The organism is Pseudomonas sp. HP_08 (assembly GCF_055284095.1).
This window is the reverse complement of the sequence record NZ_JBTOQC010000019.1, coordinates 73308-97218: the sequence shown is the minus strand read 5'-3', so window position 1 is coordinate 97218 and position 23911 is coordinate 73308. Positions and strand designations below refer to the sequence as shown.

Sequence of the window (23911 nt, the reverse complement as noted above, 5' to 3'; positions counted from 1 at the left end):
GGCCGCCCGCTGGGCCGGGCGCGCCCCCGCCCCGCCCCCCGGCCCTCCCCGCCCCCGCCCCGCCCCCCGTGGGGGGGCGCGGCGCGTGGGGGGCCGGGCCGGCCCCCCCCCCCCCCCCCCGGCTGTTGCGGCTGCCATGACGGCGTAGCCAATCACGGCAGCCAGGATCGAGCCGGTCAGAATGCCCATGCGGTCTACGCCGGCATACGGGCTGACACCCGGTTCAAACGCGAGTGAGCCGACAAACAGGCTCATGGTAAAGCCGATGCCGCACAGAATCGAAACCCCGAACACCTGACCCCAGTTGGCGCCCTTCGGCAACTGTGCCAGGCCGCAGGCCACGGCCAGCCAGGTCAGGCCAAACACGCCCAGCGTCTTGCCCAGCAGCAGCCCTGCGGTAATGCCCATGGCCACCGGATGAGTGAAGCTCTCCAGCGTCACGCCGGCCAGTGGCACGCCTGCATTGGCGAAGGCAAACAGCGGCAGGATGGCGAAGGCCACCCAAGGGTGCAGGCTGTGTTCAAGGATCAACAGTGGGGAAGCTTCCCGCGCCGGATCACGTGCATTGCGCAACGGTATGCACAAGGCCAGTGCCACGCCGGCCAGCGTTGCATGCACGCCGCTCTTGAGCACACACACCCACAGCAGCAGGCCGATCAGCAGGTACGGTGCCAGCCGGACCACGCCTAGGCGGTTCATCGCCACCAGCGCCACCAGTGAGGCAACTGCAAGGCCGAGTGCCAGATTGGACAACTCGCCGGAATAGAACAGCGCAATGACGATGATTGCGCCCAGGTCGTCGATGATCGCCAGGGTCATGAGAAACAGTTTGAGCGACAACGGCACGCGTTTACCGAGCAGGGCCAGCACCCCGAGGGCAAAGGCAATGTCGGTCGCCATCGGGATCGCCCAGCCGCCCAACGCGGTGGTGTTGTTCATGTTCAGCAACACATAGATGAGCGCCGGGATCAACATGCCGCCAATGGCTGCGGCACCGGGCAGAACGATTTGCGAAGGTTTGGAAAGATGACCGACCAGTATTTCGCGCTTCACTTCCAGGCCTATGACCAGAAAGAACAGCGCCATCAGTCCGTCGTTGATCCATAACAGCAAGGGCTTGGCGATTTGCAGAGTGCCAACGCCTGCCACCACCGGAACTTCAAGAAATGCGTTATACAGCCACGCCAGAGGAGAGTTGTTGATAATCAGGGCCAGTGCTGCCGCCGCAATCAGCAACAGGCCGCCTGCCGCTTCAAGCTGGAAAAAACGAATAATGGTATGGCGCATGGGGCCGCTCTGCAGGTGATGAAGAGGAATCGGGACTCTGATTCACAAAAGCTCTGATTCATAAAAGCCTTGGCTCACACAGAGGGTGTGAAACGCCTGCGCTCAGCCATATTGCCGACCTGGAACGCATTAACCAAAGTGCCAGAAAGTCTAACAATTACAGGGTTAATTACTGCGCGGCTGTATCTACAGATGTTGTAGGACTATTCCTAAAATAATCTTTGTTATTGCCTGCCAGCCACTTTGAAAGTCTTGTAATACTTTTGGGAGCGTCATCAATGAGCGATAACCGTCTGTGGGTGCGTGATGCAATCCGCATCATCGAGGCCGATTTCCAGCGCAGCGCCGATACCCATTTGATTCCGTTACCTTTACCGGGTCTGCCCGGAATCGATCTGTATTTCAAGGATGAGTCCAGCCACCCCACCGGCAGCCTTAAACATCGCCTGGCGCGTTCGCTGTTTCTGTATGCATTGTGTAACGGCTGGCTCAAACCTGGCGCACCGGTGATCGAGGCCTCAAGCGGCTCTACGGCGGTGTCGGAGGCTTATTTTGCGCGACTGCTGGGCGTACCGTTTATCGCGGTGATGCCGGCCAGCACTTCCAGGATCAAGATCGAGCAGATTGCTTTCTATGGGGGCCAGAGTCATCTGGTCCAGGACCCGACCCGCATCCACGAAGAGTCCGAGCGTCTGGCCCGCGAGAGTGGCGGGCACTTCATGGACCAGTTCACCTATGCCGAGCGCGCCACCGACTGGCGCGCCAACAACAATATTGCCGAGTCGATCTTTCAACAGATGCGCCTGGAGCGTTATCCGCAACCCAACTGGCTGGTGTCGAGCCCCGGCACCGGAGGCACCACGGCGACCCTGGGCCGTTATGTGTGTTATCGGCAGTACGCGACCCGCGTGTTATGCGCCGATGCCGAACGCTCGGTATTTTTCGACGCTTATCGCAGCGGCGACAGCAGCCTGCGCCTGGACCACGGTTCACGCATCGAAGGCATCGGCCGGCCACGGGTCGAGGCGTCGTTCCTGCCCAATGTCATCGATGCGATGGTCAAGGTCCCGGATGCCTTGTCACTGGCGGCCATGCACTATCTGGCGCGGCGGCTGGGGCGCAAGGTCGGCGGTTCCAGCGGCACCAACCTGATCGGCGCCCTGCAAGCGGCCCGGCACATGGTCCAGGCCGGCGAGCAGGGCTCGATCGTGGCGATTCTCTGCGATGGCGGCGAACGCTACGCCAGCACTTATTACGACGATACCTGGCTCAAGGCGCAGGGCTTTGAGCTGGACGAACTGATCGACGCTGTCGCCGCCAGTGCCGAGCGCGGCGCACCGTTGCCCGAAGGGATTGCGCGCCACGGTATTTGAGCCAGGGCCGGTGTGCCCAGCAGCAGGTCTGCGGCCTTTTCGCCGATCATGATCGCCCCGGCATTGGTATTGCCGGTGGTCAGGGTCGGCATGATCGACGCATCGGCCACGCGCAGCCCTTGCAGGCCGTGGACGCGCAACTGATCGTCGACCACGGCCAGTGCGTCGCTGCCCATCTTGCAGGTGCCGACCGGGTGAAACACGGTGCCGAGGTTATGGCGAATCCATTGTTCGATCTGTTGCTGGCTGTCGATTTGCCGACCGGGCACCAGTTCGCCCTTGAGCCGTGCCGAAAAGGCTTTTGTGTCGGCCAACTGGCGCACCAGACGCACGCCGGCTACCAGCTTGCGCAGGTCTTCGGGGTGGCTGAGAAAGTTGGCGTCGATAATCGGCTTGTCGTGCGGGTCGGCAGAGTTGAGGCGCACCTGGCCGCGGCTTTGCGGGTGCATGACGCCGATGTGCAGGCTGATACCGTGGCCGACCGGCACCAGGCGCTGCGGCTGGTTCTTCAGTGCCGGCGCGACAATCAGCCCCAGCTCCGGGACTTCATCGTCGGGCGCCAGGCGCAGAAAGGCACCCGATTCCACGGTATTGGAGGTCAACGGCCCCTGACGCCTGGCCAGATACTTCAAGGGCGAAGTTGCCAGCGGCCATACGCCCTTGGCCGAAAGGCCATAGCCCAGATCGCTGTCGCTGCGGTACATCAGCACCACATCCTGGTGGTCCTGCAGGTTCTGGCCCACGCCGGGCAGTTCATGCTGCTGGGCAATGCCATGACGCGCCAGCTCCTGCGCCGGGCCGATCCCGGATAGCAACAACAGTTGCGGTGAATTGATGGAGCCGGCACTGAGTATCACCTCACGCTTGGCCAGCACCCGCGAGACCGTACCGTTCTGGCTGATCTCGACACCGGTGGCGCGCAGGTTTTCCAGGATCACCCGATGGGTCAGGGTCGAGCTCAGTACCGTGAGGTTGGGGCGATGCAGTGCCGGGTAGAGAAAGGCCCGGGCGGCGCTGCAACGTTCGCCGTTGATCTGGGTGACATGGAACGGGCCGTAGCCTTCCTGCTCTTCGCTGTTGAAATCGGGGTTATAGCGCCAGCCCAGCTCGGCAGCGGCATCGAAGAACACCCGGTTGACCGGGGCCGGGCTGCGCAGGTCGGTGACGTTCAATTCGCCGTTCTGGCCATGCCAGGGCGAGGCGCCAGGCTCGAAGTGCTCGGAGCGCAGAAAATACGGCAGCAGTTCGTCGTAGCTCCAGCCCTGATTGCCGGCGGCGGCCCAGCGGTCGTAATCGTTGCGGTGGCCGCGAATGTAGATCATGCCGTTGATGGCACTGGAGCCGCCCCAAAGCCTGCCGCGCGGGCAGGGAATCGCTCGTTCGCCGCTGCTGCTCTGGGCGCTGAACTGGTGCATCCAGTTCCACTTGGGATTGGCGATCAGGCGAATAATGCCAGCGGGCGTGCGCACATAGGCACCGGGAAACAGGTTGCGATCGCTGGGGCCGGCCTCGATCAGGCAGACCGTGGTCTGCGGATCGGCGGACAACCGGTTAGCCAGCACGCAACCGGCCGACCCGGCCCCGACCACAATGTAGTCGAACGCACGCGGGGCTGAATGAGTCATGGCAGGCTCCTTATCAAAGAATGAAATCAAGGGTGAATAAACAGCTCACAGGCCCAGCAGCGAGCCGACATCGAGCATCACTTGCACGCCAGCGACAAAGCCGTTGGCGCTGAGCTGGCGAGCTTCGGGGTTATAAAAATTGTCTGGGTTGATCACGTACTGGATGCTGGGCTCCAGGGCCAGGTGGCGGGTTATGGCAATGTGCGCGTTGGCCTCGACGGCGTAGACGTTGCGCTCGCCGGGCCGGCTGTCACCGTCATTGGCGATGCGCGCGCGTTGCTGGGCGCGCAACTGGCTGTCGTTGAGGCGCAGATAACTGGCCTTGAGGTTGAGCTTGTCGTGCGCACGGCCAAATGGCGCCAGATAGGTAAGCCCGGCTTCGGCAAAGTGCCGGAAGGGCTGCTTGTCATCGGCCGTTGTCGACAGCGAACCGAACAGCAGCAGTGCTTGCGGCGAATGACGCAGGCCGTGATCGGCCCGCCACAGCGACTGCTGAAACTTGAAAAACGCGCCTGCTGTACCGTTTTCACGTGCCCCGCTCAACGGGTCGATCTGCTCGGCGCTGTTGAAGTAGCCGTTAAGTTCGTAATGCCAGGCGTAGGCGTCGGCGCTTTTGCTGCCGATGCCCAGTAGCACACTGGTACCGCTGGCATCGGTGGTGCTGAAATCCAGGCCGTTGCGCTCTTTGAGGTAATCCTGTGGGTTGGACTCGAACGCGCCGCCATGCACATACAGGTTGGGCGTCAGGTTGTACTTGAGATAACCGCCCCACGCGCCGTAGGGAGGCGGCAGGATGCCGGTGGACGAGTCGATGACCGGGTCGTTGCAGGTGACCACGGTTTCGCAGTTATAGATGTAGAAATAACGCCGGGCGTTGGTGCGTCCCAGACTCATGTCGAGCCGCGCGTCTAACCAGGTTTGCTGATAAGTCAGCAGGCTGAGCTGGTGGCTGGTGAGATCGTTGTGAATCGGCGCGCCGGCAAAGTAACTGCCCGCTGCGCCTTGCCAGTTGCGCGAGGTCGGCTGGCCGGTGCCGTTATCGAGGATAAACAGGGTTTGTTCGACGTGCAGGCTGGCCCCGTCGATGCTTGAAAGTTTTTGCAGGTCGATATCGGCACCCAGATACAGGTTGCCGCTATTGCCAAAGCTGTGTGGGCGAGGACCGGTGTCGAGGTTTTTCATCGACAGGTTCCAGAACTGCACATGCGCCTGGATGCCGTAGCTGGACAATTGTTTGCCCAGGCTGGCCAGCGGAGCGTCGGCGGGCGGGGATTGGGCCAGGCACAGAGGGCTGCACAAGGCCGTGGCCAGTAATGACACCAGCAAAACAGGGGTTTTCATGTTCGCTACTCTTATTGTTTTTGTGGGTGTGTCGAATGCTCAGCCGCGCTGGCGAGCCAGTACCGACGGTGCGGTTTCCTTGAGAAACAGCGCCAGCAATGCCGCGAGCAGGGCGCTGGCGCAGGAAATCCACATGACGATGGGCAGGCCGAAATGATCGGCGGCAAAGCCTGCCAGGGTCGGGGCGATAAAGCCGCCGATCAGTTCGCCAATGCCCATGATCATGCCCAGTGCAGTGGCGATCATTTCCCGCGGCACGGTTTCTGCCGGAATCGTGGCCATGAACAGGGTGAAGCAGCCCAGTCCCGTGTAGGTCAAAAGCATCAAGGCGCCGAGCATCCAGGGCCCGGTGGCATACAGCAGTGCCAGTGGACAGCAGGCTGCAATCAGGGAAAACACCACCAGTGTCGGCCGTCGACCGAAGCGGTCAGAAAGGGTCGCCACGCCAAAGCCCCATACCACCCAGGCTGCGCCCAGGCAGCTCATGACCACGCCCATGCTGGCCGGGCTGTAGCTCATGACCTTGACCAGATAGGTCGGGGTGAAGGCAATCAGAATCACGAACCAACTGACAAACACGCAGCTGATCAGCGTGCACAGCACGATGTTACGGCTCTTGAGCAGGGTCAAAGCGTGTGGCGCTGCGGGTGATCCATCGAGCGTTTTGGGGTTGCTGGCCGGCGCGATATCGGGTTTGACATAGCGCCAGATCAACAGGGCGATAATCAGGCCGGGAATCAGTGAAACGATAAATGCATGGCGCCAGCCCCAGGCTTCGGCCATGGCAACCAGTACTGGCGGGCCAATCACCGCGCCGAACAGGCCGGCTGCCGAGCCTTGTAGCAGGCCCATGTTCAGGCCTCGACGGTGTGGCGACGAGGCCTGAACCATCAATGACTGCGACAGCGGCAGGATGGGCCCTTCGGCCAGGCCCATGATGGCGCGAAACAGCAGCAGGCTGAGAAAGCCTGTCACCAGTCCCGACAGCGCAGAGCACAGTGAGAACAGGATCACCGCGATGATCAGCAGCGGTTTGCGCTTGCCGGTGCGATCCGACCAAGCCCCGACCAGGGCGCCGGAAATCGCCCAGGCCAGTGCCAGAATCGAGGTCAGCATGCCCAGGTGGCTGTTGCTCAGTTGCAGTTCGTCGGCCATGAATGGAAACAGGAACGACAGGGCCAGCCGGTCGAAGAATACGAAGCCGAAGGTCAGGAACAGCACACTCAATAAAACGTTTTCGTAGCGGGCTCCGGTGTTTTTATAGCGCGCAGAATGTTGGGCAGTAGTGGGCATGATCAGCCTCTGATTGTTGTTGTGATGGGGCATTCAGAAGTGACTTTAAGCGGGCAGCCAGCAGCCGGTTTGATCGAATCGGACCGGTTTTTTGTCGTTATCGGACGCTGTCGATCAGCGCCAAGGCAGGCGTTGACAAGGCACATGGTTCATATGTTAATGACCGGCCAGGGCCTGCCGGTTTTGCCTTGTTGAACCTTTGCGGAAGATTCGTCGCCCATGAAAAAAATAATGATGGCGTCATGTTCACTGCTCGAAATCCGACACGCCGATACCCAGAGCATCGCGCCGCCACAGCGGCTGGCGTTCTGGGAACACTACAACGCCGCCTCTCTGGTCGGGCTCAAATGCAACAGCTGGTGCGAGAGTGGCTTTGTGGGCAGGCAGCACAACCTGCAACTCGATGAACTGGGACTGGCATGGGTTGCCGGCAACCAGCATGTGGTCGAGCGCGACAGCTCGATGATCCGCACGGTGCCCAAAGAGTCTGTGTTTGTGTCGCTGGTGACGGGCAGCGGCTCATTCTTCTATCAGGACGGCGACTGCCAGTTGCTGGAGCCGGGCGAACTGATCATCTACCGCACCGATAAACCCTATCTGATCGGATTTTCCGGTACCTGCGAGCAATTCATTTTCGATGTGCCGCAGGCACAGTTCGCCGAGCGCTGCCTGAAGCGCTTCGACAAATCATTGAAAATCAGCGCCGATAACCGCGTGCAACGCCTGCTGCTGCGCACCCTGAGCGAGCAGACCGGCGCCTTCTTTCGGCGGCCGGACAGCGAGCAGGCCAACGGTTACAAGGAGCAGACGTTCGAGCTGTTGGGCAATATCATCGCCGGCCAGCTGGGGATAGGGCGCATCAATGCCCTGAGCGCTTCTTACTTGCTGGCTGCCAAGAAGTGCATTCAGGAGCAACTGAGCGATTCGGACTTGAGTTGCGAGCGGGTGGCGGCGCAGATCGGTATTTCGCCACGCCATCTGACCCGGTTATTCGCGCTGGAAGACACGCTGCCCAGTCGTTTCATTCTGGAGCAGCGTCTGATGCAGGCCCACGAACTGCTGGTCACGCGGCGCAGTGTCGGGCTGGATGTCAGCGAAATCGCTTACCGTCACGGTTTTACCAGCCAGGCCCATTTTGCCCGCGCCTTCAAGGCCCGCTTCGGTGTAACACCGAGTCAGGCCCGTGAGGCGCAGCGTCCGGCGACTTAGGCGGTGATCAGCCTTCGATCCCCAGCAGGTCCCGCGCCACTGCTTCGGCAATACGAATACCGTCCACGCCGGCCGACAGAATGCCGCCGGCATAGCCTGCGCCTTCACCGGCCGGGTACAGGCCCTTGACGTTGAGGCTCTGCATGTCGGCGCCGCGGGTAATGCGCACCGGTGCCGAGGTGCGGGTTTCAAGGCCGGTCAGCACCGCATCGTGCAGGGCATAGCCCTTGATCTGCCGGTCGAAGACGGGCAGGGCTTCACGAATCGCGTCGATGGCGAACGCCGGCAAGGCTTCGGCCAGATCGACCAGCTTCACGCCCGGCTTGTAGGATGGCTCGACACTGCCCAGCGCCGTGGATGGCCGGCCGGCAATGAAGTCGCCAACCAGTTGCGCTGGTGCCTCGTAGTTGCTGCCGCCCAGGGTGTAGGCCAGCGATTCCAGGCGCTCCTGAAACTCGATGCCGGCCAGCGGGCCGCCCGGATAGTCACGCTCCGGGTCGATGCCGACCACCAGCCCCGAGTTGGCATTGCGCTCGTTGCGCGAATACTGGCTCATGCCGTTGGTGACCACGCGCTCCGGTTCCGAGGTCGCGGCCACTACCGTGCCGCCTGGGCACATGCAGAAGCTGTACACCGAACGGCCGTTGCTGGCGTGGTAGACCAGTTTGTAATCGGCGGCGCCCAGTTTCGGGTGGCCGGCGTATTTGCCCAGGCGGGCCTGGTCGATCAGCGACTGCGGGTGCTCGATGCGGAAGCCCACCGAGAATGGCTTGGCTTCCATGTACACGCCACGGCCGTGCAGCATGCGGAAGGTGTCGCGGGCGCTGTGACCCAAGGCCAGCACCACATGACGCGACTCGATGCGCTCGCCGTTGGCCAGCTCGACGCCGTGCACCTGGCCATCGTCGATCAGCAGGTCGCTGACCTTGTGTTCGAAGCGCACTTCACCGCCCAGCGCGATGATTTCGGCGCGCATGTTCTCGACCATGCCGGTCAGGCGGAAGGTGCCGATGTGCGGCTTGTTGACGTAGAGAATCTCGTCCGGGGCGCCGGCCTTGACGAACTCGTTGAGCACCTTGCGACCATGAAACTGCGGGTCCTTGATCTGGCTGTAGAGCTTGCCGTCGGAGAACGTCCCGGCGCCGCCTTCGCCAAACTGCACATTGGACTCGGTGTTGAGCACGCTCTTGCGCCACAGGCCCCAGGTGTCCTTGGTGCGCTGACGGACTTCCTTGCCGCGCTCCAGCACGATCGGCTTGAAGCCCATCTGCGCCAGTAGCAGGCCGGCGAAGATGCCGCACGGGCCGAAGCCGATCACCAGCGGGCGGGTGCTGAAGCCTTCAGGTGCGTGGCCGACGAATTTGTAGCTGACATCCGGCGCCGGAACCAGTTGATGGTCGTGGGCCAGTTTTTTCAGCAGCGCCGCTTCATCACTGACGGTGAAGTCCAGCGTGTAGATGAACAGCAGCTCGGAGGATTTCTTGCGCGCGTCATAACTGCGCTTGAAGACGCTGAAATCCAGCAGTTCGCTGCTGTCGATGCCCAGGCGCTCGAGCAGGGCGCTGCGCAGCGCCTCTTCGGGGTGATCGAGGGGCAGCTTGAGTTCGTTGATTCGTAACATTCAAAAGGTCCAGTTTCCGGGCCGCAGGTTCAGCCCGGCAGCACTACAAGAACCGGGCATTATAGGCGGCATCGAAGACCAGATGTTATGCGTTTAATCGTTGCGCGCACCGCCGTAGTAGCCACAGCCGCGCACGGCTTTGCCGTTGATGCGCAACTCGGCGCTCAGATGGCCCACCGCGCCGGTCTTGCTATCGACGCAGCGCTGCGGCGCGACCCACAGTTCGACGCGCTGGCCGTTGGCTTCGCTGCTGAGGTTGAAGCGCCCGTCCGGCAATTGTTCTTCCAGGTAGGGCAGGGCAACCGGCGGCTGGTCCTGGACCTCGATGATCATGCCCTTGCCGCTGACATTCACATTCCACGCCGGATCAAGGCCCTCGGCATGCAGGGTCAGGCGCTTGAAGTTAGGGTCTTCGCAGGCCTGCCCGGGGCGTTCGACACGGTACAACTGGTACAGATCGACCTGGCCATCGCTGCCGGCCGCCTTGCTGGCATTGAAATGACCGCGCAGGTCGGCGAAGACCCGGCCCTGGCTGTCGGCCAGGCTGGCGGCTTCCTGCAGGATGCCGGTGGCGCCACGGTCCAGCACGACATAGCGGCGCTGCTCGTGGCACGGCTCGAACAACAGTTTGCCGGCCTCGCCACTGAGCGTGCCCTGCATGCGGACCATGCTGGCGGTGGAAACCTTGGCAGGTGCGGCGGTTTGCAGTCCCAGCCACTGACAGCCGGCGAACAGGGGCAACAGGGAAAATACGAGGGCGGTGCGGACAAAGGACATGGGCAGCCTCCAGACAGGAGGTGCCACGTTACGCAGAGTGAGAATGTATCTCAAGAGGGGAGCGCGGGTTGACAGGCTTTGTTCAGCGCATTCATCGCGGCGATAGCGGATCGCCGCGATGAATCTTTGAAGGGCTCGTGAGGCGCTTAACCGCCCAGATACGCCTCGCGCACTTTCGGGTCGGTCAGCAGTTGCTCGCCCGAACCTTCCATCACCACCCGGCCGTTCTCCAGCACATAGGCACGGTCGGCGATCTTCAGGGCCTGGTTGGCGTTCTGTTCGACCAGAAACACCGTCACGCCATCGCGACGCAGTTGTTCGATGATGTCGAAAATCTGCTGGATGATGATCGGTGCCAGGCCCAGCGACGGCTCGTCGAGCAGCAGCAGTTTGGGCTTGCTCATCAACGCACGGCCGATGGCGAGCATTTGCTGCTCGCCGCCGGACATGGTGCCGCCGCGCTGGCTGAAGCGCTCTTTGAGGCGCGGGAACAGGTGCAAGACCTTGTCCATCTGCTCCTGATAGTCGCCCTTGTCGGTGAAGAACCCGCCCATGGCCAGGTTCTCCTCGACGGTCAGGCGGGCAAACACGCGGCGGCCTTCAGGCACCACCGCGATGCTCTTGCGCATGATCACCGAGGACTCCTGGCCCACCAGTTCTTCACCCAGGTAGCGGATGCTGCCGCTGTGCGCGCGCGGCGAGCCGCACAGCGTCATCAGCAGGGTCGATTTACCGGCACCGTTGGCGCCGATCAGGGTGACGATCTCGCCCTTGCGCACCTCGACATTGACGCTGTGCAGCGCCTGGATCTTGCCGTAGAAGGTCGAAACGTTCTCGAACTGGAGCATTTACGCTTCCCCCAGATAGGCTTTGATGACATCCGGGTTGTCGCGGATCTCGTGCGGCACACCGTTGGCCAGGGGCGTGCCCTGGTTGATCACGAAGATATGGTCGGAAATGCTCATGACCAGTTTCATGTCGTGTTCGATCAGCAATACCGTGGCATTGTGATCGTTGCGCAGCACGCCGATCAAGGCCTTGAGGTCTTCGGTTTCACGCGGGTTGAGGCCCGCGGCCGGTTCGTCGAGCATCAGGATGCGCGGCCGGGTCATCATGCAACGGGCAATTTCCAGGCGGCGTTGCTGACCGTAGGCCAGGGTACCGGCCGGGCGGTTGGCGAACTCCTTGAGGTTGACCGCTTCCAGCCAGTACTCGGCGTACTCCATGGCCTCGCGCTCGCTACGGCGGAACGCCGGCGTCTTGAACAGGCCAGCCAGAAAGTTGGTGTTCAAGTGACGGTGCTGGGCGACCAGCAGGTTTTCCACGGCGGTCATTTCTTTGAACAACCGCACGTTCTGGAAGGTGCGCACCACGCCCTTGCGCGCGATCTGATGCCCGGCCAGGCCCTGGATCGGCTCGCCGTCGAGCAGGATGCTGCCGGAGGTCGGCTTGTAGAAACCGGTCAGGCAGTTGAACACCGTGGTCTTGCCGGCACCGTTGGGGCCGATGATCGACACCACCTGTTTTTCATTGACGGTCAGCGCCACGCCGTTAACGGCCAGCAGGCCACCAAAGCGCATGGACAGACCCGAGGCTTGCAATAGTGGGCGGCTCATTTGCGCAGCTCCATATGAGGACGTTGCATGGGCAGGAAGCCTTGAGGACGCCAGACCATCATCAGCACCATCATGGCGCCGAACATCAACATGCGGTATTCGCTGAATTCACGCATCAGTTCGGGCAGCAGAATCATCACGATCGCCGCCAGGATCACGCCCAGTTGCGAGCCCATGCCGCCGAGCACGACGATGGCGAGGATGATTGCCGATTCGATGAAGGTGAACGACTCCGGTGTCACAAGTCCCTGGCGAGCGGCAAAGAAGCTGCCGGCAAAGCCTGCAAACGCAGCGCCCAGGGTGAAGGCCGAGAGTTTGATGATGGTCGGGTTCAGGCCCAGCGCGCGGCAGGCGATCTCGTCTTCACGCAACGCTTCCCAGGCGCGGCCGATCGGCATGCGCAGCAGGCGGTTGATGACGAACAGCGCGACCAGCGCCAGCATCAGGGCAACCAGATACAGGAAGATGACCTTGTTGATCGAGTTGTACGGCAGGCCGAAAAACTCGTGGAAGGTCTGCATGCCTTCAGCGGCCTTGCGCTCGAACGACAGGCCGAAGAAGGTCGGCTTCTCGATGTTGCTGATGCCGTTGGGGCCGCCGGTGAAGCTGGTCATGTTACGCAGCAGCAGGCGAATGATTTCGCCGAAGCCCAGCGTCACGATAGCCAGATAGTCACCGCGCAAACGCAGTACCGGAAAGCCCAGCAAAAAGCCGAACAGTGCGGCCATCATCCCGGCAATCGGCAGGCAGATCCAGAAACCCCAGCCGAAGTAGAACGACAGCAGGGCATAGCTGTAGGCGCCGACCGCATAGAAACCCACGTAGCCCAGGTCGAGCAGACCGGCAAGGCCGACCACGATGTTCAGGCCCAGGCCGAGCATCACGTAGATCAGGATCAGGGTGGCGATGTCGACCGCGCCGCGCGAGCCGAAGAACGGCCACACCAGTGCGACCATGACCATGGCCAGAATGATCCAGCGCTGGGTGCTCGGCAGGGTCAGGAAGTTGCTGGCCTTGGCCGGCACCACCGGCAGGCTCGGCGAGGCGCGCCACAGGGCGGAAATCTGCTCGTGGAACAGGACGCGCAGGAAGATCGCCAGGGCGCTGCCGAGGATGATTGCAATGGTCGAACTGCTGGCATTGAGGACAGTCAGGTTGACCCCGACGATCTCCAGCTTCAGGCCCAGCACCGGGTAGGCGACGGCCAGCACCAGCAAGGCGCTGAAAAATGCCGACTTGAGATTCTTGCTCATACTTTTTCAACCTCCGGGCGGCCCAGCAGGCCGGTAGGCCGGAACAGCAGTACCAGAACCAGCAGGCTGAACGCCACGACATCCTTGTACTGGTCACCGAACACATCGGCGCCAAAGGCTTCGGCAATGCCCAGTACCAGGCCGCCGAGCATGGCGCCCGGAATGCTGCCGATACCGCCCAGTACCGCTGCGGTGAATGCCTTGATACCGACCAGAAAGCCTGCGTTGGGGTTGATGACCCCGTACTGCATGCTCAGCAGCACGGCCGCAACCGCCGCCAGCGCTGCACCGATCACGAAGGTCAGGGCAATGATGTTGTTGGTATTGATACCCAGCAGGTTGGCCATCTTGATGTCTTCGGCGCAGGCACGGCAGGCGCGGCCCAGGCGTGAGCGCGAGATGAACCAGGTCAGGGCGAGCATGGTGATCACGGTGACGACGAAGATCAGCACCTGCATGTAGGAGATCACCACTTCATGAGTGCTGGCCGAGCCAAACACGAAGTTGCCCGGAATCAGGTTGGGGATCGATTTGTCCTTGGAGTCCTGCGACAGCAGTACCGTGTTTTGTAGAAACAGCGACATGCCGATGGCGGAAATCAACGGGATCAGCCGGTTGCTGCCACGCAGCGGCCGGTAGGCAACCCGTTCGATGGTGTATCCGTAGGCACTGGTCACCACGATGCTGGCCACGAAGGCCGCCGTAATGATCAGGGGCAGACTGCCCAGGCCCATCATGGTCAGGCCCGCAATGGCGATGAACGCCACATAGGAGCCGATCATGTACACCTCGCCGTGGGCGAAGTTGATCATGCCGATGATGCCGTAGACCATGGTGTAGCCAATGGCGATCAAGGCGTAGGTGCTGCCAATGGTCATGCCATTAACCAGCTGTTGAAAGAAATGATAGATGTCTATCTCGGGCATTACAGCGCTCCTGAAAACCTGCACGCGGTTCATGGGTCGGTCGTTGTGCGCCTGCGCGTCGTGGTATCGCTCCACGTTGACACAAGCCCGCTGAACGTCGGGCACGGCTTCGAGTTGTTCGGGTGTCGGGGCATCTTGTGGACGCCATGCACCGCGTAAAACAAAGCCCACTGCGATTGCAGTGGGCTCTGGTGTTCATCGAAGGGGTGAAATCACTTCACTGGCGCTTCGGTCTTGGTGCCGTCCTTGTGCCAGGTGTAGACCACGAATTTGAAGTCCTTCAGGTCGCCCTTGTCATCGAAGGCCAGCTCGCCGGTCGGGGTCTTGAAGGTGTTGGCGCGCAGGGCGGCCGCTACCTTGTCGGTGTCTTCGCTTTTGGCCAGGGTGATTGCATCGGCGATCACCTGGACAGCGGCGTAGGACGGGAACACGAACGGGCCGCTGGAATCTTCTTTCTTGGCCTTGAACGCATCGACCAGCGCTTTGTTGGCAGGGTCCTGGTCGAACGAAGCCGGCAGGGTGACCAGCAGGCCTTCGGAGGCATCCTGAGCGATCTGCGAGATCGAGGCGTTACCCACGCCTTCCGGACCCATGAAGCCGGCTTTCAGGCCTTTTTCCTGGGACTGGCGCAGGATCAGGCCCAGCTCAGGGTGGTAGCCGCCGTAGTAGACGAAGTCGACGTTGGCTTGCTTCATCTTGGCGATCAGCGAAGAGAAGTCCTTGTCGCCGGCATTGATACCTTCGAACAGGGCAACCTTGATGCCGTCTTTTTCCAGGGTCTGCTTGACCGCGGTGGCAATGCCTTCACCGTACTGCTGCTTGTCGTGAATGACCGCAACCACTTTCGGTTTGACCTGCTTGGCAATGTAGTTGCCGGCGGCCGGGCCCTGGGCGCTGTCCAGGCCGATGGTGCGGAATACCAGTTTGTAGCCACGGGCAGTCAGGTCCGGGCTGGTGGCAGCCGGGGTGACCATGATGATGCCTTCGTCTTCGTAAACGTCCGAAGCCGGCTGGGCGGAGCTGGAGCACAGGTGGCCGATGACGAACTTCACGCCGTCGTTGACGATCTTGTTGGCAACGGCAACGGCTTGCTTGGGATCGCAGGCGTCATCGTATTCGACCGCTTCAAGCTTCTTGCCGTCGACGCCGCCCTTGGCGTTGATCTGCTCGATGGCCATTTTGGCACCGCTGAACTGCATGTCGCCGTACTGGGCAACAGCGCCGGTCTTGGGACCTGCGATGCCGATCTTGATGGTATCGGCTGCGAACGAATGGCTTGCAACGCCTGCCACTACCAATGCCGCAAACAGCTTGGAAAGCTTCTTGGTACCCTTGATCATGATGCTCCACTCTTGCGTTGTAGTTTTTATAATCCTGACGGCCAAGGCTGCAGGACCGGATGGGTTGCAACCGGTCTTTCCCCGCCCTGCCAACTGTACCGGCACAGTTTAGAGTGCCGCTGGATCGATTGAAAAGCTGGCAGTTTGGATAAGAACCGCTGCATGTCGCCTGATCGACACAAAGTTACATAATTGCACTGTTGTTTCGGTTTGCCGGCGTGTTGCCGGCAGCGGTTCAGGCGACCTGCGGGTGTTACTTGTGCGGTGGCGGCGCTGCTTTTCGCTACGGCCTGGCTAGCGGCCCGTGTGGGCGCCAAACCTCGCATAAAAGCCGCATGTGCCGTCATACACGGGTGTTGCCGGGTTTTTCTCCGGGGAAGGCGGCGCTATCATTGCGTCGATTTCCACTCGGTGAAACCCATGAACCAAGAACCAAGCACCCTCTATGCCAAAATCCTCGGTGAGACCGCGATTATTCCCTGGCATCAATTGCAACCATTCTTTGCAAAGGGTGCCCTGTTGTGGGTCGATCCCACGCTCGATCTGATTGCCGTGGGTGAAGCCCTCGCCGAAGACAATGCCGCCACTCTGGCCACCTGGATGGACGCAGGCCAGGTCGCCAAGGTGTCTGAAACAAGGGCGCTGGACTTTTTTGAACGTGATGCACAGTTATGGGCGGTAGTGGTTTCGCCATGGATCCTGATCCAGGACAGGGCAAGCAACTGATTTGTGCGTCTTTATGGTGCATAGAGTTGCGCTGTTCTGGTGTTCAATCCGACCAGCGCGTGCGCTTGGTACGGACCGGGCTGCTGCCCGGATGTTGATTCGGCGGCGCGGGCAAATCGTGAAACAGGTCCATTGAGCGCGGCATATCGGTTTCTGCCAGTCGGTCCTGAAGCATGAGCGAGGCAGGCCACAGGCTGGCAGGTTCACATTCGTTCATTCGGGTGATCATGGGCAGCAGCCGCTCCAGCGGCTGCGGCTTGCTGAACAGATAGCCCTGCACATAATCGCTGCCGTACTGGCTGAGAAAGTCCAGTTGCGCCGGGGTTTCCACGCCTTCGGTGACCACCTTCAAGTGCAGGGTGTGGGCCATGACAATGATCGCGTGAACGATTTCCATGTCCTGGGGCGACTTGGGAATGTCCTGGATGAACGAGCGGTCGATCTTCAGCGTGTCCAGCGGCAGTCGCTTGAGATAGGCCAGCGAAGAGTAGCCGGTACCGAAGTCGTCGATCGACAGCGACACGCCCAGGCTGCGAATGTGTTTGAGCAGCACAATGGTGTTACTGATATTGCCCATCAGCGCGTTTTCAGTGACTTCCAGCTCCAGCCGGCCCGGCGCGACATTGGCCTGGCTCAAGGCATCCTCGACCTCATCGCCCAGTTCTTCGCGGGCAAGGTTCAGCGCCGAGCAGTTCACCGCGATGATCAACTCATCGAAACCGTCCAGGCGCAGAGCTCCGAGGTCCTTGCACGCCCGGCGCAGCACCCAGTTGTCCAGGTCGGCGATCAGGCCGTTGGCTTCGGCGATGCCGATAAAACGATCCGGGGTCAGCAGGCCATGTTGCGGATGCTCCCAGCGCACCAGCGCCTCCAGCTTGGCGACATGCCCGGTGCGCAGGTCAATGATCGGCTGGTAATAGACCTGCAGCCCGGTTTCTTCGCGCAATGCATTGCGCAGTTCTTCTTCCAGGTGCAGTTCAAGGCTGGCCTTGGTCTTGAGGGCAGGGCTGAAGAAGTTTGCCCGGTTGCGCCCGTTGCCTTTGGACTGGTACAGCGCAAGGTCGGCGTGCTTGAGCAATTCATCGCTGGTCGAGCCGTCGCGGGGGAATACGGCGATGCCGATGCTGGTGGTCATGACCATGCGCCGCCCGGCCAGGGCGATGGGTTCTTTCATCTTCTGCATGACCCGATGCGCCAGGTGCCGGGCTTCGTCGTAATGCGGGATGCTGAGCAGGATGCAGAACTCGTCGCCGCCAAAGCGTGACACCACGTCCTGAATGCGGGTGGCGCTGCGAATGCGTTCGGCGATCACCTTGAGCAATTCGTCGCCGGCATCGTGGCCCAGGCTGTCGTTGATGCGCTTGAAATGGTCGATGTCGAGGAACATGACCGCCAGCATGCCGTGGTTGGCAGCGTGTTCGACCAGTTTTTCGGCGAACAACTGGTTGAAGCCGCGGCGGTTGACCAGGTTGGTCAAAGGGTCGTAATGCGCCACTTGCTGCAACGATACCCGCGCCTGATCGAGCTGGCTGAGCAGGGCATTGACCCGCTGCAGGTCGCGCTCTTTGCCTTGCAGCTTCTTGTCGGCCATGGCTGCGCTGATGCTGCCGGCGATGATCAGCAGGGTGATGGTGGCCAGGGTCAGGCCCAGTTGCTGGCTGTTCTCGGTGTTGGGTATTTGCAAGGGTGCGCCGGCGGGCAGCACCAGATGCAGGGCCTGCATGCCCAGCAGGTGCATGGCCAGCAAGCCTGCGCCCAGCAGCGCGCTGGTGCCATAACGGAACATCTGATGAAACATGCCACCGTGCTTGCGCAGCAGGCGCGGCGCGACCAGCAACGCTGCACTGGCGACAATCGCGAGAAGAATCGACAGCCCGAACAGGGTCGGGTCGTAATATTGGCTGGCATTGGAACGCATGGCCGCCATGCCGATGTAATGCATGGCGCTGATGCCCAGACCGATCAATACCGCGTTGAACGTCACGCCGGTGATCGTCAGCCTTTCCTGGCAAAGGCTACGGATCGCCAGGGCGCCGGCAAACAACACGATCACTAGCGAGATCAGGGTAATGCCCAGATCGAAGGTGACATTCAGCGGTGCCTGAAAGGCCAGCATGCTGATGAAGTGCATGGCCCAGACACCGCCCGCCAGGCACAGCGCGCCCAGGCATTTCCACAGGCGCCGGTTACGGCTCGGCTCGACATGGATGGCCCGATCGGCGATGTCCATGGTTGCAAAGCAGGCAGCGCAGATCACGCCGTAAGCCAGCGCAACCAGAAAAATATTGTGACTGCAGTCGATCAGCACCTGCCCCGATGTCGGAAGCCCGACAAACACATGCAAACCCGGCCATTCCATAGCGAGCCCTATATCTACACTGCAGGGTCGCCAAGGGCTCTGGGCTCCTTTGGCGATTCGGATATCAGTATAGAAGCTGATAAAAACTCGCCAGTTCCATCGCTAATTAATTTACCGCCGCGCGGCAAGATCGTGGCCTAGGCTGAGTACGGATCTGCAATGCCTTTTCCGTACCGTCTCAAACAGCAAGGATGCCTGGATGAACAAGCCTCTGCCGGACGTTTCCACTCAGGCCAGCAATGCCTGGCGCGTGTTGTTTCTGCTGTTTCTGGCCAACCTGTTCAACTTTTTCGACCGGGCGATTCCTTCGATCGTCACCGAGCCTATTCGCCTTGAATGGCACCTGAGCGATTTCCAGCTGGGGTTGATGGGCACCGCATTTACCCTGGTGTACGCCATCGCCGGCCTGCCGCTGGGACGCCTGGCCGATAACGGTTCACGCAAGGCCATCATGGGCGGTGGCCTGGCGGTGTGGAGTGCGCTGACCGCCGTCAACGGCATGGCCAGCAGCTTCTGGACATTCGTGCTGGTGCGCATGGGCGTGGGCATCGGTGAGGCCAGTTACGCCCCGGCGGCCAATTCGCTGATCGGCGACCTGTTCCCGGCAAGGCGTCGGGCGCGGGCCATGGGTATTTTCATGCTCGGCCTGCCGCTGGGCTTGATGCTGGCGTTCTTTACCATCGGTGCGATGGTCAAGGCCTTCGACAGCTGGCGAGCACCGTTCTTTATTGCGGCCGTGCCGGGCCTGATCCTGGCGCTGTTCATGTTTTTCATTCGTGAGCCACAACGGGGCGCGGCAGAAAGCGTGGTGGTTTCGCACGCGAAGATCGAGCGGCCCATTCGCCGCTTGCTGGGCATTGCCACGTTCCGCTGGCTGATGCTGGCAGGTCTTGCCTACAACTTCGCCGCCTATGCCTGCAACTCGTTCATGGTGCCCATGTTGCAACGTTACTTTCAGGTGTCGTTGCAGGAAGCGGCAGTAGCCACCGGGGTGATCGTCGGCGTGACCGGGTTGTTTGGCCTGACATTGGGCGGGCTGGTGGCCGACAAACTGCATGAGCGTTCGGTCAATGGCCGGCTGTGGTTTGCAGCGTTGAGCATGCTGGTGGCGACGCTTGCAACCGGCTATGCCCTGTATGCGGGGCAGGTGGCAATCACGCTGTTTGTGGCGGTGTTCAGCCTGGGCTGGCTGTTTGCCTATAACTTTTATACCTGCGTGTACCCGGCTATCCAGGACGTGGTGGAGCCTCGCTTGAGGGCCACGGCCATGGCGTTGTTCTTCGCCGGGTTATACCTGCTCGGGGGTGGCCTGGGGCCGGTGATGGTGGGGTTGTTATCCGATCATTTCGCCCAGCAGGCGATGCTGGCCGCGGGCGCGTTGCAGATGAACGAAACCTTCAAGGCGGTCGGGTTGCATGGCGCGTTGTACCTGATCCCGGCCGCCTTGCTGGCGACGCTGGTGTTCCTGCTGCTGGCGACCCGCAGCTTCGGACGTGATGCCGAAGCGATGCGGGCGCGGTTGTAGGCGGCAGGGGATTTAACCTGCTACCAGCACCCTGATCGACTCCAGACGCAGGGCCGCTTTGTCGAGCATGGCCAGGCCTTGCTCGCGCAGTTTGCGCAGCGCTTCAAGTTCGCTGTCGCGCACGGTCGGGTTAACCGCTTGCAAGGCAGTCAGGCGCGCCAGTTCTTCCTCGGTATCGGCCGCCAGGCGACGCTGGGCTTCTGCCACGCGCTCGGCATGACGCGGGGCGATCTTGGCTTCGCCGGCGTTGATCTTCGGCGTCAGCACGTCGCGCTGTGCCTGGATGAACTTGTTGGCGCTGGCGCGTGGCACGCTTTCCAACTGGTCGTTGAGGGTGTTGAACGACACCCGGCCCGACAAGTCGTTGCCATTGCCGTCCAGCAGGCAGCGCAGCGCCGCCGGTGGCAGGTAGCGGCCCAGTTGCAGGGCACGCGGGGCGACCACTTCGCTGACGTAGATCAGCTCGAGCAACACGGTACCCGGCTTGAGCGCCTTGTTCTTGATCAGCGCCACTGCGGTGTTGCCCATCGAACCGGACAGCACCAGGTCCATGCCGCCTTGCACCATCGGGTGTTCCCAGGTGATGAACTGCATGTCTTCGCGGCTCAGCGCCTGATTGCGGTCGTAGGTGATGGTCACACCTTCGTCGTCGCCCAGCGGGAAGCTGGCGTCGAGCATTTTTTCGCTGGGCTTGAGGATCAGCGCGTTTTCCGAATGGTCTTCGCTGTCGATGCCGAAGGCGTTGAACAGGGTTTCCATATAGATAGGCAGCGAGAACTGATCGTCCTGCTCCAGAATCGCCTCGACCAGTGCTTCACCTTCGCCCGCACCGCCGGAGTTGAGCTCCAGCAGGCGGTCGCGGCCGGTGTGGAGTTCACCTTCAAGGCGCTCGCGTTCGGTGCGGGCTTCATCGATCAGCGCTTGCCATTGGTCGTCATCGCCACCTTCAAGCAGCGGCAGCAGGCGCGGGCCGAATTGATGCTGCAGCGCGTTGCCGGTCGGGCAGGTATTAAGGAAGGCATTCAGCGCCTCGTGGTACCACTGGAACAGCCGCGCCTGCGGGCTGGTTTCAAGGTACGGCACGTGCAGCTCGATGGTGTGCTTCTGGCCGATCCGGTCCAGACGGCCAATACGCTGCTCCAGCAGGTCCGGGTGGGACGGCAGGTCGAACAGCACCAGGTGATGGGCAAACTGGAAGTTGCGGCCTTCACTGCCGATTTCCGAGCAGATCAACACCTGGGCGCCAAATTCTTCATCGGCAAAATAAGCGGCGGCGCGGTCGCGTTCCAGAATGTTCATGCCTTCATGGAACACCGTGGCCGGGATGCCGGAGCGCACGCGCAGGGCATCTTCCAGGTCCATGGCGGTTTCGGCATGGGCGCAGATCACCAGCACTTTGACGCGCTTGAGCATCTTCAGCGTGTCGATCAGCCATTCGACCCGTGGATCGAAGCGCCACCAGCGTTCTTCTTCGCCGGTCTCGGCCTGCGCCTGGAAGCTGACTTCCGGGTACAGGTCGGCATGCTCGCCCAGCGGCAGCTCCATGTACTCGTCAGGGTTGGCCAGCGGGTAGGCGTGCAACTGGCGTTGCGGAAAGCCCTGCACGGCGGCGCGGGTGTTGCGGAACAGCACGCGGCCGGTGCCGTGACGGTCGAGCAGCTCGCGGACCAGCCGCGCCTTGGCTTCGTCGTCGCCGGCATTCACGGCGCTGATCAGCGTGTCGCCTTCAGCGCCCAGGAAGCCACTGATGGTCTTGGTCGCCTTGGCCGACAGCTTGCCCTTGTCGAGCAGCTCTTGCACCGCTTCGGCCACCGGGCGGTAATGCTCGCTCTCGGCGCGGAAGGCGGCCAGGTCGTGGAACCGGTTCGGGTCGAGCAGGCGCAGGCGCGCAAAGTGGCTGTCCTGGCCCAGTTGCTCTGGCGTCGCGGTCAGCAGCAGCACGCCGGGGATGACCTCGGCCAGTTGCTCGACCAGCGAGTATTCGGTGCTGGCTTTTTCTTCGTGCCAGACCAGGTGGTGAGCTTCGTCGACCACCATCAGGTCCCAGCCGGCGGCAAACAGCGCGTCCTGGGCCTTTTCGTCCTCGACCAGCCACTCCAGCGCGACCAGCGCCAGTTGGGTGTCTTCGAACGGGTTGCCGGCATCGCTTTCGATAAAGCGTTCGCGGTCGAACAGCGCGACCTGCAGGTTGAAGCGGCGGCGCATTTCGACCAGCCACTGGTGCTGGAGGTTTTCCGGCACCAGGATCAGGACCCGGCTGGCGCGGCCAGAGAGCAGCTGGCGATGGATCACCAGGCCCGCTTCGATGGTTTTGCCCAGGCCCACTTCGTCCGCCAGCAGAACCCGCGGCGCAATGCGGTCGGCCACTTCACGAGCGATGTGCAACTGGTGCGCGATCGGTTGCGCACGCACGCCACCCAGGCCCCACAGCGAAGACTGCAACTGGCGGCTGGTGTGTTCCAGGGTGTTGTAGCGCAGCGAGAACCACGACAGCGGGTCGATCTGCCCGGCAAACAGGCGGTCGGTGGCCAGGCGGAACTGAATGAAGTTCGACAGCTGGGTTTCCGGCAGGGTCACCAGTTCGTTCTGGCTGTTGAAGCCGTGATAGACCAGCAGGCCGTCGACATCTTCGACTTCGCGTACGGTCAGTTTCCAGTTGTCGAAATGGGTGATCAGGTCACCTGGCGAGAAGCGCACGCGGGTCAATGGCGCGTTGCGCAGTGCGTACTGGCGGGTCTCGCCAGTGGCCGGATAGAGCACGGTCAACAAGCGGCCGTCCTGTGCCAGAACGGTGCCTAATCCGAGCTCGGCTTCGCTGTCGCTGATCCAGCGTTGCCCCGGTTGATACTGCTGCGCCATGCTGCCTGTCTCCGCGGTGAAAAAGCGGGCTATGGTAACGGAAGCTGTCGCCAAGACCAAAGGCGGCGTGAAAAAACCGCCTGTTTATATGGCCAAGGCGCCCGTCAAGGGCACTAATTGCCCAAAACATAGTCGAAAAGTTTCTGCCGTAAAGGCTCAAGTCGACGAAATGGCCGCCGAAAGCCTGATAACAGGAGAACTCATCATGCTGCAACCGACGCTTCCTCTGAGTGTGGTCCCAGTGACTTCGCAACTGGACCCGGCCAAACGCCTGCCGGACGTCCCGCCTGTTGCGCCGGTGCAACCGAGCTCCAACGAAACCACCATCGACCTGCGTTACGAAGACGCCGAGCGTTCGGCACTGCTGTTGCGTGAAGAGCAGGAACGCCAGCAGCGCCAGCAACGTGGCGAGGCGCCGCCGGAGCACGATCATGATGACGAGCTGTTGGTCATCCCCGGCGACTCGCTCAATGCCGACAACACCGTGCCGGTGGTGCCGTTGATCGACAACGAGCCACGTCAGGGCTTGTGGGTCGACGTCGAGGTCTGATACATCTGGCCAACCCTGTTGTCAGAGAACTGCCCATCATGAGCGATGAAGCCCAACTGATCGATTTCGGCGCCGAGCGTGCCAAGCGTATCCATGATGCCAATGACAAACGCTTGAACGAGATGCGCAAGGCGTTCGAGCAGGTCATGCCGCTGAGCAGTAAAAAGAAGTCGAAGAAACCGAAGAAACGCTGAACCCCCGCCTTGATAACACCGTGCGAGCCCACAGGCT

Annotated in this window: 17 protein-coding genes and 2 pseudogenes; 6 read left to right on the top strand and 13 right to left on the bottom strand. The window is 61.5% G+C overall.

Annotated features, from left to right (window positions below; all coding sequences use genetic code 11):
• Positions 1–1287 (bottom strand): Na+/H+ antiporter NhaA (gene nhaA, locus ACYAS9_RS17920; RefSeq protein WP_463569604.1); only part of this gene is annotated, 1287 nt, incomplete at its 3' end.
• A gap of 278 nt (positions 1288–1565) precedes the next feature.
• On the opposite strand from nhaA, the gene ACYAS9_RS17915 reads away from it, so the two are divergent.
• On the top strand, positions 1566–2660 hold the full coding sequence (locus ACYAS9_RS17915; protein ID WP_463569603.1) for a PLP-dependent cysteine synthase family protein: 1095 nt from the start codon (positions 1566–1568) through the stop codon (positions 2658–2660).
• 5 nt (positions 2661–2665) lie between these two features.
• On the opposite strand, the pseudogene ACYAS9_RS17910 reads toward ACYAS9_RS17915, so the two are convergent.
• The 3 genes and pseudogenes from ACYAS9_RS17910 to ACYAS9_RS17900 form a co-directional block, all read right to left on the bottom strand.
• Positions 2666–4285: pseudogene (locus tag ACYAS9_RS17910) on the bottom strand (GMC family oxidoreductase); the annotation flags it as partial.
• Positions 4286–4330: 45 nt separating this feature from the next.
• A complete protein-coding gene (locus ACYAS9_RS17905) occupies positions 4331–5626 on the bottom strand; it encodes a carbohydrate porin (protein ID WP_463569602.1) in 1296 nt (431 codons plus the stop codon).
• A 39-nt stretch (positions 5627–5665) separates the two neighbouring features.
• On the bottom strand, positions 5666–6919 hold the full coding sequence (locus tag ACYAS9_RS17900; RefSeq protein WP_463569601.1) for an MFS transporter: 1254 nt from the start codon (positions 6917–6919) through the stop codon (positions 5666–5668).
• 234 nt (positions 6920–7153) lie between these two features.
• On the opposite strand from ACYAS9_RS17900, the gene ACYAS9_RS17895 reads away from it, so the two are divergent.
• Complete coding sequence (locus tag ACYAS9_RS17895) at positions 7154–8128, top strand: helix-turn-helix domain-containing protein (protein ID WP_463569609.1); 975 nt, start codon at positions 7154–7156, stop codon at positions 8126–8128.
• Between the two features lie 7 nt (positions 8129–8135).
• Here ACYAS9_RS17895 and ACYAS9_RS17890 read toward each other — a convergent pair whose 3' ends face one another.
• The 7 genes from ACYAS9_RS17890 to ACYAS9_RS17860 form a co-directional block, all read right to left on the bottom strand.
• Positions 8136–9749, bottom strand: a complete 1614-nt coding sequence (locus ACYAS9_RS17890; RefSeq protein ID WP_463569600.1) for an NAD(P)/FAD-dependent oxidoreductase — start codon at positions 9747–9749, stop codon at positions 8136–8138.
• A 93-nt stretch (positions 9750–9842) separates the two neighbouring features.
• The gene (locus ACYAS9_RS17885) at positions 9843–10526 is read right to left on the bottom strand and encodes a COG3650 family protein (protein WP_463569599.1); all 684 of its coding nucleotides are present in this window, start codon (positions 10524–10526) and stop codon (positions 9843–9845) included.
• 146 nt (positions 10527–10672) lie between these two features.
• Positions 10673–11374: an ABC transporter ATP-binding protein gene (locus tag ACYAS9_RS17880; protein WP_459749389.1), complete on the bottom strand. Its 702-nt coding sequence runs from the start codon at positions 11372–11374 to the stop codon at positions 10673–10675.
• Positions 11375–12142 (bottom strand): high-affinity branched-chain amino acid ABC transporter ATP-binding protein LivG, encoded by a 768-nt coding sequence (gene livG / locus ACYAS9_RS17875; RefSeq protein WP_463569598.1) that lies wholly within the window; start codon positions 12140–12142, stop codon positions 11375–11377.
• Entirely contained in the window at positions 12139–13395 is a 1257-nt protein-coding gene (locus ACYAS9_RS17870) for a high-affinity branched-chain amino acid ABC transporter permease LivM (RefSeq protein ID WP_463569597.1), read from the bottom strand. The genes livG and ACYAS9_RS17870 overlap by 4 nt, the downstream gene beginning before the upstream one ends.
• Complete coding sequence (gene livH / locus ACYAS9_RS17865) at positions 13392–14321, bottom strand: high-affinity branched-chain amino acid ABC transporter permease LivH (RefSeq protein WP_056834788.1); 930 nt, start codon at positions 14319–14321, stop codon at positions 13392–13394. The genes ACYAS9_RS17870 and livH overlap by 4 nt, the downstream gene beginning before the upstream one ends.
• A gap of 212 nt (positions 14322–14533) precedes the next feature.
• Complete coding sequence (locus ACYAS9_RS17860; RefSeq protein ID WP_463569596.1) at positions 14534–15661, bottom strand: branched-chain amino acid ABC transporter substrate-binding protein; 1128 nt, start codon at positions 15659–15661, stop codon at positions 14534–14536.
• Positions 15662–16081: 420 nt separating this feature from the next.
• On the opposite strand from ACYAS9_RS17860, the gene ACYAS9_RS17855 reads away from it, so the two are divergent.
• Positions 16082–16387, top strand: coding sequence for a DUF2288 domain-containing protein (locus ACYAS9_RS17855; protein WP_463569595.1), 306 nt, complete (start codon positions 16082–16084; stop codon positions 16385–16387).
• 186 nt (positions 16388–16573) lie between these two features.
• Here ACYAS9_RS17855 and ACYAS9_RS17850 read toward each other — a convergent pair.
• A pseudogene (locus ACYAS9_RS17850) lies at positions 16574–18746 on the bottom strand (putative bifunctional diguanylate cyclase/phosphodiesterase); the annotation flags it as partial.
• Positions 18747–18945: 199 nt separating this feature from the next.
• Here ACYAS9_RS17850 and ACYAS9_RS17845 point away from each other — a divergent pair.
• Positions 18946–20271 carry a spinster family MFS transporter gene (locus ACYAS9_RS17845; protein ID WP_463569594.1) on the top strand — a complete coding sequence of 442 codons (1326 nt, stop codon included), beginning with the start codon at positions 18946–18948 and terminating at the stop codon, positions 20269–20271.
• A 12-nt stretch (positions 20272–20283) separates the two neighbouring features.
• Here ACYAS9_RS17845 and rapA read toward each other — a convergent pair whose 3' ends face one another.
• The gene (gene rapA / locus ACYAS9_RS17840; protein WP_463569593.1) at positions 20284–23130 is read right to left on the bottom strand and encodes an RNA polymerase-associated protein RapA; all 2847 of its coding nucleotides are present in this window, start codon (positions 23128–23130) and stop codon (positions 20284–20286) included.
• Positions 23131–23335: 205 nt separating this feature from the next.
• Here rapA and ACYAS9_RS17835 point away from each other — a divergent pair, with 205 nt between their 5' ends.
• Both ACYAS9_RS17835 and ACYAS9_RS17830 read left to right on the top strand, forming a co-directional pair.
• A complete protein-coding gene (locus ACYAS9_RS17835; RefSeq protein ID WP_463569592.1) occupies positions 23336–23680 on the top strand; it encodes an aspartate-semialdehyde dehydrogenase in 345 nt (114 codons plus the stop codon).
• A gap of 38 nt (positions 23681–23718) precedes the next feature.
• A complete protein-coding gene (locus tag ACYAS9_RS17830) occupies positions 23719–23874 on the top strand; it encodes a hypothetical protein (RefSeq protein WP_459749379.1) in 156 nt (51 codons plus the stop codon).
• Positions 23875–23911: the final 37 nt, after the last annotated feature.